General features: G+C 59.7%; 9 protein-coding genes. 4 read left to right on the forward strand and 5 right to left on the reverse strand.

Features of this window, described 5'->3' with window-relative positions:
- Window positions 1–52: 52 nt before the first annotated feature.
- Window positions 53–2,350: a TonB-dependent receptor gene (locus SC1_RS21285; protein ID WP_062186752.1), complete on the reverse strand. Its 2,298-nt coding sequence runs from the start codon at window positions 2,348–2,350 to the stop codon at window positions 53–55.
- A gap of 339 nt (window positions 2,351–2,689) precedes the next feature.
- On the opposite strand from SC1_RS21285, the gene SC1_RS21290 reads away from it, so the two are divergent.
- Window positions 2,690–3,739, forward strand: coding sequence for an aldose epimerase family protein (locus SC1_RS21290; protein WP_083436047.1), 1,050 nt, complete (start codon window positions 2,690–2,692; stop codon window positions 3,737–3,739).
- On the opposite strand, the gene galK is transcribed toward SC1_RS21290, so the two are convergent.
- Together galK and SC1_RS21300 are read right to left on the reverse strand one after the other, a co-directional pair.
- Window positions 3,726–4,919, reverse strand: coding sequence for a galactokinase (galK, locus tag SC1_RS21295; protein ID WP_062186756.1), 1,194 nt, complete (start codon window positions 4,917–4,919; stop codon window positions 3,726–3,728). The genes SC1_RS21290 and galK overlap by 14 nt on opposite strands.
- The gene (locus SC1_RS21300; protein WP_062186758.1) at window positions 4,916–5,950 is read right to left on the reverse strand and encodes a UDP-glucose--hexose-1-phosphate uridylyltransferase; all 1,035 of its coding nucleotides are present in this window, start codon (window positions 5,948–5,950) and stop codon (window positions 4,916–4,918) included. Before SC1_RS21300 ends, galK begins: the two co-directional genes overlap by 4 nt.
- Window positions 5,951–6,084: 134 nt before the next feature.
- On the opposite strand from SC1_RS21300, the gene SC1_RS21305 reads away from it, so the two are divergent.
- Complete coding sequence (locus tag SC1_RS21305; protein ID WP_193749248.1) at window positions 6,085–8,199, forward strand: alpha-galactosidase; 2,115 nt, start codon at window positions 6,085–6,087, stop codon at window positions 8,197–8,199.
- Between the two features lie 438 nt (window positions 8,200–8,637).
- Here the strand turns inward: SC1_RS21305 and SC1_RS21310 are convergent, their stop codons facing one another.
- Window positions 8,638–9,408, reverse strand: a complete 771-nt coding sequence (locus SC1_RS21310) for an alpha/beta fold hydrolase (protein WP_062186761.1) — start codon at window positions 9,406–9,408, stop codon at window positions 8,638–8,640.
- 329 nt (window positions 9,409–9,737) lie between these two features.
- Between SC1_RS21310 and SC1_RS21315 the strand changes: the two genes are divergently transcribed.
- Entirely contained in the window at window positions 9,738–10,565 is an 828-nt protein-coding gene (locus SC1_RS21315; RefSeq protein WP_062187114.1) for a DUF3626 domain-containing protein, read from the forward strand.
- A 208-nt stretch (window positions 10,566–10,773) separates the two neighbouring features.
- Here SC1_RS21315 and SC1_RS21320 read toward each other — a convergent pair whose 3' ends face one another.
- On the reverse strand, window positions 10,774–11,205 hold the full coding sequence (locus SC1_RS21320; protein ID WP_062186763.1) for a hypothetical protein: 432 nt from the start codon (window positions 11,203–11,205) through the stop codon (window positions 10,774–10,776).
- A gap of 333 nt (window positions 11,206–11,538) precedes the next feature.
- On the opposite strand from SC1_RS21320, the gene SC1_RS21325 reads away from it, so the two are divergent.
- Window positions 11,539–13,122, forward strand: coding sequence for an ABC-F family ATP-binding cassette domain-containing protein (locus SC1_RS21325; protein ID WP_062186765.1), 1,584 nt, complete (start codon window positions 11,539–11,541; stop codon window positions 13,120–13,122).
- The last annotated feature ends 55 nt before the right edge of the window (window positions 13,123–13,177 follow it).

The raw sequence follows: 13,177 nt of genomic DNA on the forward strand, positions 1-13,177 counted from the left end.
CCTTCGCCGGCCCAGGCGGAGAGGCTGGTCGCCAGATTGGACCAGTTGGTGCTCAACGGAACCCGACATGCAAGCTCACGCCGAAGGTGCGGGGATCGAGCAGAAACGCGCTGCGAAAGCTTCCGACGAGGTTGGAATTGGCCTCAAGGAAGGTGATGCTGTCTTCATTCGTCAGGTTTTTAACAAAGGCGGTCAGGCTCCAGTCCTTGTCGCCGTTGGCAACCTGGACCGATGCATCGAGTTGTTTCCAGCTGCCGACGCGGTCGGCCGGAACATTGAACTCGCGCGAGTAGAAACCCGTCTGCGAGTAGAAATCGACCCTAGGACGTACGGTCCAGTCATTTCCGGCTTCGATCGTGTACTCCGCGGCCAGCTTGAGGGTGCGGCGCGGCGCATTAGGCAGCTGATTGCCCTTGATCTGAAACAACGCACTGCCGCGCGTCGGATCGGAGGACCGAAAATCGCTGCGGATCGAGGTGTCGAGCAGGCCGAGGGACGCTTCGAGGCGAAGCGGATCGGTTGGCGTCAGGACCAGTTCGGCCTCCAAGCCGCGAACCCGTGATTTGGGAATATTTACGTTCGCCACCGCCGTGCCGACGAGATTGCCGACGATCAGGTCGGAATAGTCGTAGTTGAACGCCGCAAGGTTCAGGCGGCCATTGCCGTTGAGGAACGTGTTCTTGATCCCAAGTTCATAGGAATCGATCGCTTCCGACCCAAAGACCGGGATCGTGTTGTTCCCGGGGTTGAAGCCGCCCGATTTAAATCCCCGCGAGAAGGACAGATAAACATTTGTGTCGGCTGTGAAGGACAGGTCGGGATTCCAGCTGACGATGGCGCGGCCCGTGACCTTGTCGAATTTTTCGTCACCGATGAAATAGGGGCCGAGCACGAAGGTGCCCGACGCGGTTTCGATATGCTTCTTATCTTCGGTATAACGAAGGCCGCCGGTCAGCTTTATAGTCGGCGTGATATCGAAATAGGCTTCGCCAAACACCGCGTAGGATTTGACCTGCCCCAAGCGGGTGTCGAATTTCGAAACGGCGCCGCGGGTCAAATTGGCAGGCGTCCATGTGTCGACATAGCCCGACGTCCGCGCGTTCAGATAGAAGCCCCCGAAAATGAAATTGAAGGGTCCGTCAAACTGTGAAGACAGGCGCAGTTCCTGGCTGAATTGGCGCGCGGTGCCGCCCCCCGTCTGCGACGTGCGATAGTCGGTCGTTGTGACGGGCCTGCCAGAGAGCAAATAGGTCAGCACGCCATTGCCCTTGCCGTCATTCGGCACAACCAGCGTACCAAAGGTGCCCGGATTGAAGGCGTTGGGTCGGTAGCCCTGGTCAAAATCGCGCTCGCTGGTGTTTTTCCCGTCGCGCAGTCCGGTGACCGAGGTCAGGGTCAACGCTCCGAATTTGTGACTCATCTCCAGCGTGGCAAGAAAATCCTCGGCCTTCTGAAAGGGCCTCACGTCGATGGCCACTTCGCGAAGGTTGCGCGGATTGGGCGCGAATGTTCCGGCACGCACGACGCCGGGGAGCAGAAAGCTGTCGATGAGGAAATTGCTGGTCGGAAACCCGGTCGATGCCGACGCAGGCGAACAGCCGAATGCCGGGTCGGGCGTGCAGAGCGACTTGGCAGCGTTCTGGCGATTCGAATCTTCCTTAAAATAAGTCAGGGTGAGATCGATCAGCGTCGAGGAGGTCGGCTCGAAGCGCGTGCTCGAGCGTAGCGTGAACTGGTTTCGCCCATCGACATTAGCGCTGTCGAGCAGATTTTTCGTATAACCGTCGCGGTTGATGTAGTTCGCGGCGAAGCGTTGTGAAAGCCCGGGAGCGAGCGGAATGTTGAGCGCCGCGCTGGCACGTACGCCGCGCGGGCTTTCGCCCTGCAGATCGACATAGCCTTCGAACGCGTCGGTCGGTCGCCGGGTCACAAAGTTTACCGCGCCGCCGGTGGTGTTGCGGCCAAAAATCGTCCCTTGCGGCCCGCGCAAGACCTCGATGCGTTCCATGTCGAAGAAATCGCCAAAGCTGCTTCCCGACTGGAGGAACACGCCATTGACGAGAACGCCGATATTGGTGTCGCCTGTGCCGCCAAAGGATTGCGATCCGACGCCTCGGATCGTCAAGTTGCGGTTGGCGGAAAGCGTCACGTTCGGCGCGTTGAACTGCAGATCCTTGCTATCTTCAATTTTTGCGGCCTCGAGGGCGGCAGCATTGAGCGCCGTGATCGCGATGGGAACGTCCTGAACGTTTTCGGCCCGCTTTTGTGCAGTGACGATGATCGTGTCGCGATCGTCGGCCTCAGCGCCGTCCGCTGGGTCGGTTTGGGCTAGCGCGGTTGTGGCGGTCAAAGCCCACAATAGCGCAATTGCCGAGGAGCCCGCACTGCAGTTGAATCTTTTGGACATTTTTATCCTCCCACCATTTTTGTTGACGCCTTGTCTAATATAAATGGACATATAGTCAATAGAGAGATTGCATCGGAGCTTTGGGCGGCATTATGGCGCCATTTAGCTCGGCATATTGTAGGCTTGTTGACCAAATGGACCAATAAGCTATTCCTCGATTTGTCGACTTCGGACTTGCCTCGGTCGATGCATTCCGGCGGGGAGTCGTCGAAAAACCCTGCTGTGAAAGGGAGGCCATGTGTCAGACGGTTCGGAATCGCAGCGCTACGCGGACGACGGGCAATGATTGTCCGATCCGAGCAAAAGCTCGCGAACGGCCGGACATTGACGAAGTGGGAGCTTATCAATCGCTCCGGTGCCAAGGTTGCCGTGATGGATTTGGGCGCAACGCTGCTGTCGGTGACCGTTCCCGATCACGGCCAAAAATTGGGCGACGTTACGCTCTGCCATGCCCGGCTCGACGACTATCTGACGCATCGACAATTTTTCGGGGGCATCGTTGGGCGCTACGCCAATCGTTTGGCCGGCGCCTCGTTTCGCCTTGGAGGGCAAAGCTTCAGGCTCCAGCCCAACGAAGGGCCTAACTTGCTGCACGGCGGGGAGGATGGCTTCGACCGCCGCTTTTGGCGAGGCGACATCGTGGAAACCCCCGATGGCGAAGGCGTGCGTCTGGAAATACTCTCACCCGACGGCGATCAGGGTTTTCCAGGCGAGCTTCGGGTGACCGTCACCTACGTTTGGACCGAGGATAATCGCCTGATTACGGATTTCTCGGCGACGACAACCAGGCCATGCCCAGTGAACCTCACCCTCCATGGGTATTGGAACCTTGGCGGCGATGAGGCAGGCAACGGCATCGGTGAGCATCAGCTGCAGCTTTTCGCCGATCAATATCTGCCGCGAACGGCTGATGGAATTCCGACCGGAAGCATTGAGAGTGTTACGAATACACCGTTTGATTTTCGTGTGTTTCAGACACTGTCAAACCATTTTGAACGGCTCGACGGCCAAGCGGGGGGCGATGTTGGTATCGATCATTGCTGGGCGGTCTGCGGGACCGGACTGCGTCCGGCAGCACTTCTTTATCACCCGGCATCGGGCCGCGCGTTGACCATCGAGACCGATCAGCCGGGCATCCAAGTTTACACCGCGGATCATCTCGATGCCACGGTTCTGCGCCGCGGTGGGCTGCCCTGCGAGCCCCGCTGCGCGATCGCTTTGGAAACGCAGCAATTTCCCGACGCACCAAATCAGCCTGATTTTCCCGACCCGACTCTCAGCCCCGGGACAATATGGCGCAGCCGGACGGTTTATTCCTTTAGCGTGCGCTGATCTGTACGCGATTGTTCCGTATGAGATGAGCGCCCGGTGAAGGCGAAACGAGAAACGCAAGTTGCGGCGCCATGCCAGCATTACGCCAGAATGCCGCCAATGCAGCCTCAACAGCGCTTGTTCTGCCTTGGGCGAAGATGGCAACGACGCATCCGCCGAACCCGCCTCCGGTCATCCGCGCGCCGCCCGCGGCGCCGATGGCCGCGTTCAGGCAATCGACCAGCGCGTCGATCGCGGGCAGGCTGACGTCGAAATCGTCGCGCAGCGAAGCATGCGAAGCGCGCATGGCGCGGCCAAGCGCAGTCAGATCGCCTGCGGCCATGAGGTCCTTGAACCGATGGGTGCGTTCGTTCTCGGCGACGACATGGCGCGCTCGCCGGAAGGAAATTTCGTCGAGATCCGATTTGGCATATTCGAGCGTGGCAGCGTCCAGATCCCGCAAAGCCGCGACGCCATAATGATGGCTAGCCGCGACGCATTGCTGGCGACGTTCATTATATGCGCTATCGACCAAGCCGCGCGTTACGCCCGAGTGGACGATCATGATCGCCGTTCCAGGGGGAAATGGCACGGCATAGGTCTCGATTTTGCGACAATCGATGAGCAGGGCTTTCCCTTCCTCGCCGAACGCTACCGTCAGTTGATCCATCAGGCCGCAATTGCAGCCGACATAGTGATGCTCCGCCCACTGGGCCGCACGCGCGATGCGCGTCCGGTCAGGCGCGTCATCCCCGGCGAGCGCTGCAAAGCCCAGCGCCGTCGCCACACCGAGCGACGCGGACGACGAGAGCCCGGCACCTTGCGGGATGTTGCCCGCGAGAGCGACATTCGCGGCGGAAATCGGCAAGTCGAATAGCGGCATCGCTGCGGCGATGCCGCGGACGTGGTTCTCCCAGCTGCCATCATCCGCTTTCGCAATAGCACTGCCGAGCGTGAAAGATCCAAGCGGGCTATCGAGATCCAGTGATGCTGCCTCAATGCAATCGTCGTCGCGGGGCGACAAGGCTACGACCGTCCCGCATTCGATGGCGCAGGGCAGGGCAAACCCATCGTTATAATCGGTGTGCTCGCCGATCAGATTCACGCGGCCTGGCGCAAATGCGATAACGCTTGGTTCGTGACCATGAAGATGGCGAAAACCGCGCACCACGCGGTCAACCAGGTCTTCCTTTGCGCTCATCTCGAACGTTCCTGCTGGGCGAGCACAGGGTTCGCTGCCCGCAGCAGCTCCGCAGCCTGCTCGGGCGTCAGATCGCGCTGCGCCTCGGCGAGCATCTCGTACCCCACCATGAATTTCCTTATTGTCGCAGATCGCAGGAGAGGTGGATAAAAGTGGAGATGCAGTTGCCAGTGGTCCTGAGAGCCGCTGGCATAAGGCGCGCCATGCCACCCCATGGAATAGGGGAAGGAACAGCCAAAGAGGTTATCATACCGCGCGGTTAGCTCGCCGAGGACCGCGCCGAGATCGTCGCGCTGCAACGATGAAAGGTCTTCGATCCGCTGCACTTCGGTCCGCGGGATGACCAGTGTCTCAAACGGCCAGGATGCCCACCACGGCACGATCGCCAGCCACGCGTCACTCTTGATCACGACGCGCGGGCCGTCGGCTTCGCGTCGGGCAAGATCGACGAGCATCGCGCGTCCATGCTGTGTATAATATTGGAGCTGTGCGCGATCTTCCACCGCCGGTTCGTCGGGAATATGACTGCTCGCCCATATCTGGCCGTGAGGATGCGGATTGGAGCAGCCCATGGCTGCCCCCTTGTTCTCGAATATTTGCACCCAGGCGTAACGCTGTCCGAGATCGGCCGACTCTCGGGCCCAGGAATCGATGACGCTGCGAATTTCGGGTTGCGACAATTGTGGAAGCGTTTTGGAATGATCGGGCGAGAAGCACATCACGCGGCATTCGCCGCTCACTGGTTCCGCCCTTAGCAGCGGGTCATCGATGCTGATGGCTCCGCCTTGAGACGAAAGCGCGGGGAAGTCGTTCGAGAATACCCACGGGCCGCAATAATCAGGGTTTACCGCTCCGTTGGCGCGCGTATTTCCCGGGCATAGATAGCATTCCGGGTCATGTGCAACCGACAGGCGCTCCACGTGATCTTCTGTTCCGCCCTGCCAAGGCCGCTGCGCCCGGTGTGGGGAGACCAAGATCCAGCGCTCTGCGAGCGGGTTATATCGGCGGTGAACCGCCATCGACCGATCCATATTGCTGTTCCTTGCAGCGATTGCGCACAAATATCGGCCACCCTGATCATGACGATGACCATGAACGCCTGCGGACCGCGGAAAGCGCATTATGCATTATTGACGATCTATGCAATAAGCGCGATGTGATGGTAATGAGCTATCTTCCGCCAGCTGTCCGCCTCGATCGATCTGCCCAGTCGATGATATTCGATCTGCGCCGCGGCGCCGCTGAACTCGTGTGGCTCGGTGAGCCACTGCCAGCGGACCAGGATCTTCTGGTCTTTTGCAACAGCGCTCGGCAAGCCCGGCGCCCCTCGCAGCCCGATGAACCGGCGCCGTTTTCTATATTGCCGCAAACAGGAAGGGGCTATTCTACCACGCCCGCCGTGGGCTTGATGCGCCGCGGAACTTTGCTGCCTTTGCATTTGCGTCTGGTCGAAGTCGCACAATCTCCCGCGTCGCTTCGTTTCATCCATCGTGATGAGGCGAATGGTATCGGCATCGATGTGTCTTGGCGGGTTCTGAATTCAGGGGTAATCGAAGCGGGCGTCCGCCTGACCAATTTCGGTAGCGAGCCGGTTGACGTCCTGGGCCTGGCCTCGCTTGCGCTCCCACTGCCAAGTTGGGCCAGCCATGCGACACGATATTCAGGGCGCTGGGCTGCGGAGATGCAGCAAACGCGCGTCCGGCTCGCCGACGGTGGAATTGCAAGCGCTTCCTATGGCGGACGACCAGGCTTTGGTGGTGGCAACTGGATACGGATTGAATCGGCCGATATGGGTGAAGACCATGGCCATGCGATCGCCGCTCATCTCGCATGGAGTGGAGATCATTGGCTGAGCGTAGAGTGCAATGCTGACGGCCGTGCGATGCTGATGATGGGGGGGCGCCTCGACCCCGGCGAAATCAAGGTTTCCCCGGGGCAGAGCTGGGAGAGTCCGCGCGCCCTGTTCGCCGTCAGCAGCCAGGGCGCGATGGCGAGCCGTCATGCTTTTCATCGCCACGCGAATACCGAAACTTTGCCGGACAGCAGCCGTCGAACGCCGCGAAAGGTCCATCTTAACAGCTGGGAAGCTTTGGGGTTCGCAATGGATTTGCCAAAGCTGACCGCGCTGGCAGACGCAGCAGCTGCGATCGGGGTCGAGCGTTTCGTCGTCGATGACGGTTGGTTCAAGGGCAGGCGTGACGATCGCACCAGCCTGGGCGATTGGATGGCGGACCCCGATGTGTTCCCGGCAGGCTTAAAACCGCTTACCGATCATGTTCGTGCCCTCGGTCTCGATTTCGGTTTGTGGGTCGAGCCAGAAATGGTCAGTCCGACAAGCGATCTTTATCGTCGCTGTCCGGACTGGTGTATCCACATTTCCGGGCAGGATCGTCCCACCCAGCGCAATCAGCTCGTTCTCGACCTGACGAAGGTGGAGGTGAGCGATTACGTCTACAAGTGCCTCGATACGCTCCTGTCGGAAAACGAAATATCCTATTTGAAATGGGACCATAATCGCGAACTGTTTCCGCTGGCAGAAAAAGGGCACGCGCAAGTTTTAGCGCTTTACGGGTTGCTCGACCGGGTCAGGGCCGCGCATCCGGATGTTGAGATCGAGACCTGTGCCAGTGGCGGAGGCCGGGTCGATTACGAAATCCTCCGCCGCTGCGCGCGATATTGGGCCAGCGACAACAATGATGCGATTGAACGGCTTCGCATCAACTCAGGGTGGTTCGATTTTATGCCGCTTGGCGCCACCGGCAATCATGTGGGGCCGAACCCAAATCCGATAACCGGACGCTGTTTACCAATGGATTTCCGGGCGAAGGTCGCAATGTTCGGTCATATGGGCGTAGAGGCTGATCCGGCTTCAATGTCCGCGTCCGACAGGGCGTTGCTCGCTGCGCATATCACGCTCTACAAAGAATGGCGGGACGTCATTCATCGAGGTTCGCTCACCCGGATAGCTGAGAACCTGCCAAGTGCGTTCGGATATCTTGCGTTGTCCGGGGCGCGTGGCCTTGCACTGGTGGCGCAAACGAAATTCGCCGATCATTATTCGTCTCCGCCAGTCAAGATGCGCGGATTAGATCCCGCGGCGAGCTATCGTATCAGCCTCCTGCTTCCTGGAACTCCACGAAGCGATGGACGGGTCGCCCAAACTGAGCTGTGGCATTCCGGCACGGTGAAAACCGGGCTGGAGCTTTTGCGAGCAGGTATCCTGCTCCCGGATTCGGGGCCCGAGACGGCCTGGTTGATTTCGCTTGAGCGGGTTGCTTAATCACGTTCGGTTTTGATCTGCTTTAAACCAAGGACACGTAATCAACTTTGGGCAGGCGTGGATACGGTACCTATGAGGACGCGGAAACGATGCGGGCCAATCAGGGGATCGTGCGCAGTATTCTACAAAGTGGGGACGAGGGGCTTGAGAACGGCAACGGGGTCAAGGCGCTGGCGAAATCGGCGTGTCTTGGGTGGTCGTGGGGGATGGATCCGAAGGACCGAGGCTGCGGCTAAGCTGGGTCGAGACTGGAGGCCCGCCCGTTACTCCCCCGTCTCGCCGCGGGTTCGGTACCATGATGTTCGAGCATAGTCCCCGCATTGCGCTTAGCGCGACGGTGATAACCGAGTATCTCTCGGAGGGTTTCCACTGGGCTGTCGAAGCCCCTGTCGGACGCGTGCTCGTCGATTAGGCAGTTCGCGCAATGACACTCGCGCATTATTCGAATTTGAGCTGCGTCAGTGCATGACGGAGGGTCCCATAGTGCGTTTTCTCCGGGACAAGTCGTAGGTCCGCGTTCGGCAGGAGCCTCTCTAGCCGTTCCGCCATAGGCAAAGGGGTCCAGCTGTCTTCGGTTCCCTGCCAGATCACCGTTGCTGCCTCGACGCGCCTCGGAACATCGGACCAAGGGGTCACATAGGCCAGGACTTCACGGCGATAACCTTCGGCGCCCCGCGAAAAGCATGTCTGGAACAGGGTGATAATGCGGTGCCGAACATCGTCGTCGGCAAGATCGGGGTCGTCGGCTCCCTTGAACAAGGCGGCGTAGAGCAAATCCGGTCTTTTTCGTGCAACCCAGGCCTGGACTGCCGCTAGGCAGCCAAATATTCGGGGATGCGTCCTTGCGAGGGCGAAGACCATCCGTCCTGCCATCAAGTCCAGATGTTCGGTGCCGTCCAGTGGTCCGGCTGGGGAGATCAGATCTATCCGGGCTATTCGCTCCGTCGTGCGCGCTGCAACTTCTATCACCGCTCTAGCTCCGAGCGAGAAACCGATGAGGTACACTGCACGCCCCGATGCATGGCGCTCGACGTTTGCTGTTAAGTCATCGAAATAGGCCGGGGCCGCCAAGTCGGGCTGGTCTGCGGACCGATCCGGCGTGTAGGCGCGCGAGGTCCAATCCGGTGCAGCGCCGAAAAGCGAGAGCTCTTCTGGGCCGCCGGGATATCCGTGCAGGTAAACGATGACGCCGTCGGTGGTTCGGTTCATGGATCAGCCGTTGTGAAAGATTTATCATATCGCGAAGACCGAACGGGAAAAGACACCATAATGACCTTTGGCTGGTTGCGACCTAGGGGGCGGTCATTTCTTCTTCAGTATGATGTGCGGCAAGCGCATGACCGCTAAGTCGATAGTGCGCTCACAAACTGCCAGTTTGCTCTCGGCCAGATCTCGCGAGATGTCTCCCTAAAGTATTCTACATGAATTTTTACTATTGGGTGGCTTCACGAAGGCAGGTTCCGAGCCACATCTGGCAAAGCCGACGTCAAACCGATATGATGAGACGCAACCTTTCAGTTTCAAGGTCTTCATTCGGGATGAACGATCCAGTCGAGCAGGCGTTGAGTCATTTGCGAAAAATGGCTCCGCAGGGCACGGCCGACACACGTTGGCCCATTACGTTAAACTTCCATCCAGACATCACTGTCTCCGGGCAATTAGTCATCGAACGATTAGCTGACGATGGAAGCTACCGATCGCAATTTGAGACCGGCATGAGCAGCGGCGGCCTTACGGCCTATCCGGGTGGTGACCGCTGGAATTGGGAAAGTCGGATATTCGGCGGCGCCTATGATGACCAAGATGCTTTCTTCCGACCAAAATACGGTGCGCTAAATTATCGGTATGATCCGGTTGGAGGATCGCGTCGCTTTGGATCCTCCCATTTTCGTTTACGTCCGCACGTTCGTGCGCGAACCTCATTCAGCTACCCGGATAGCCATCTGGAGCCGAAAGATTTTGCCGTTGATGATGTTCAGCCTTTGGTTACGCTGGCCGACGAGAACGCACTTTCACTCGATCCGTGGCTCGACAACTATATCGAGGCGCATATCCACGGCCCGGTTGCTATAGAAGCAGATGTCGAGGCTCTAATCCTCGACCCCTCCTTCAAGGGCACAAGTATCGAGGATGTCGCTGCCTCGCTTGGCTGCGACGTGGAATGGCACGAAGGTTTTCGCCTTTCCCTAGAAAATCTCGACCAATGCCAACTGTATCGAGGCACTGCCGCGGCCGACGCAATTTCTGAAATTGCCGAGGACGCATGGGTAACACCCGCGCTGCTCTGGCGTGCTCGCGACACCGTGCTCGACTACCAAACTGCGAAATGGGTTTGGCACTGTATAGCACGATACGGCTATCGATGAATCGATGGCAGATTCTGCGCGCGCCGATTAACTCATTGAGGGGTCGCGGTTGGTGGCGAGCTGTCATCTAGCGCAACTAGCTGCGAACGTCCGCTTCTCTGTATTAGGCGCTTGGAAGCTGCCAGTCCGAAATCGGCCAGGTCCAGCGGTTCATTGTCAGTCGACGGAAAGTTTGGCGAATCGACTCCTGCCGGGCGGGAAGCGGACGCTACCGTCCCTGAAGGCGAGCCTCTTCCAATGCGCCAGCCATCAGCTGGGCTATCTCGAGCTTAAAGGCTGCGATGTCGGGATAGTTCGTCTGAAATGAGGTCTTAACGCAATCGCTTGGGTCATCTTTGTCGGCAATTTCTACACGAACGACTAGGTCACCCCGCGCGTTGGCTGGCGCGATCTCGATTCCCAAGACCTTCTCATAGCCATCGCCCACACCATACCCCCACTCGCAGGACAGAGGAGCGCGCGGGGCAATTGGATAGACCCCGAGCGTGTCACCAAACTCTTTGACATCCTGCCACTGCACCCAAAACCCTCCGATGCCAGATCGGCGCTCAGTGACAACTCGCATTTCAAGCCAACCAAAATCGTCAAGCACATGGGTGGGCGTTCCGTCGTATTTATATCGAAATGTCAGAAAGCTCATTGGGCTTTGTTGCCTCAAACTGAAATGCCCGCAAGTGGTCGCATTACTTCGTTCGTGAGAGACCCTGACGAATGTCGGCTATCTTGTATGGCCGCCCGGAACCTGCCGGTCTGAAATCGGCCAGAACAAGCGATAGCGTTCGAAGGCAAGCTTCAAGTTGCTCGTGCAACCGGAATGCGGTGGGGAGCGGCTCTATGAGTTGTTGGTCGCCGTTGGGTTGCGCCGACCCGCCACAGCCTCTAGATTGGGCGCTCGATCAGCCGGAGACTTTCGTCATGAACAATAACCTGCCCGCAACGCCGCCCCGCCTTGCCGCCAGGAAAGTCCTTGTTCATGCCTTCGATCACGATCTCCAATCTCAGCTGGTTCACCCCTGACGGCCGTGCCGTCCTCTCGGACCTCGATCTCAATTTCCCGTCCGAACGCGCGGGCATCGTTGGACGAAATGGCGTCGGAAAATCGACGTTGCTGCGCCTGCTGACGGGCGACATCGCTCCCACCGCGGGGCATATCGCTATTGACGGAAGCATCGCGATGCTCCGCCAAACGGTGCAGGTGGAACCGACCGAAACGATCGCCGATCTTATGGACATCGGTCCCGCGCTCGCGCTGCTGCGCAAGGCCGAACAGGGGGAGGGCACGGTTGACGAGATCGCCGACGCCGACTGGACGCTGGAAGCCCGCATCGACGAAGCGCTGGCCCATGTCGGCCTGTCCGTCCCGGCTGATACCCCGCTCGCGACCCTTTCGGGCGGCCAGCGCACCCGCGCCGCGCTCGCCGGCGCGATATTTGCGGCGCCTGATTTTCTGTTGCTGGACGAGCCCACCAACAATCTTGACCGCGACGGCCGCGAAGCGGTGCGCGACCTGCTCCGCGGTTGGCGCGGCGGCGCGATCGTAGTCAGCCACGACCGCGAGCTGCTCGAAGATATGGACGCGATCGTCGAGCTCACCGGGCTTGGTGCCGCTCGCCATGGCGGCGGCTGGAGCGCCTATCGCGACCGCAAAGATATCGAGGAGGCGGCCGCCGAAGCCGAACTTTCAGGCGCTCAAAAGGAACTCCGCCGCGTCCGGCGCCAGGCACAGGTCACAGCCGAACGGCAGGCGCGCCGCGACAATGGCGGTCGGCGAAAGGCGGCGCGTGGCGACGAGCCAGCAATCTTGCTCGGAACGCTCAAGCGCCGCGCTGAGGAAAGCGTGGGCGCAAACCGCCGCCTCGCCGAGCGCCAGCAGAGCGAGGCCGAGGCCCAACTCTCGACCGCCCGCGCGAAGATCGAGATTGTCGACCCACTCTCGGTTGGACTGCCCTCGACCGGCCTTCCTTCGTCGCGCACGGTCCTTTCGTTAGGCCATGTCACCGCCGGCTATGTCGAGCGGAAATCCATTATCCGCGATTTCTCGTTCGCCGTCACAGGCCCCGAACGTGTTGCGATCACTGGTCCCAACGGATCGGGTAAATCTACCCTCCTCGCCCTCGTCGCGGGCACCCTAGCGCCTTGGTCGGGCGAAGTTCGCGTCTGCGTTCCCTTCGCGCTATTCGATCAGCGCGTCGGCCTACTCGACCCCGCGCATTCGATCGCCGAAAATTTTCTCGGTCTGAATCCCGGGACGACGAACAACCAGTGCCGTGCCGCACTCGCGCGCTTCCGCTTCCGCGCCGACGCCGCCGATCAGATCGTCGGCACGCTCAGCGGCGGGCAGATGCTCCGCGCCGGCCTCGCCTGCGTCCTCGGCGCGCCGCGCCCACCCCAGCTTCTGATTCTCGACGAACCCGGCAACCATCTCGACATCGAGTCGCTGGCTGCCGTCGAAACCGGCCTTGCCGCCTATGACGGCGCGTTGCTCTTGGTCAGCCACGACACGGCGTTCCTCGGTGCAATCGGCATAACGCGAACGATCGAACTAGACCGGACCTGAAACCTACGGCGAGAAAGTACGTTTGGGGGGGGGGGGGGGGCCATCCTTTTGCCCG

It is taken from the genome of Sphingopyxis sp. C-1, from assembly GCF_001047015.1.
Classification (GTDB): Bacteria; Pseudomonadota; Alphaproteobacteria; order Sphingomonadales; family Sphingomonadaceae; genus Sphingopyxis.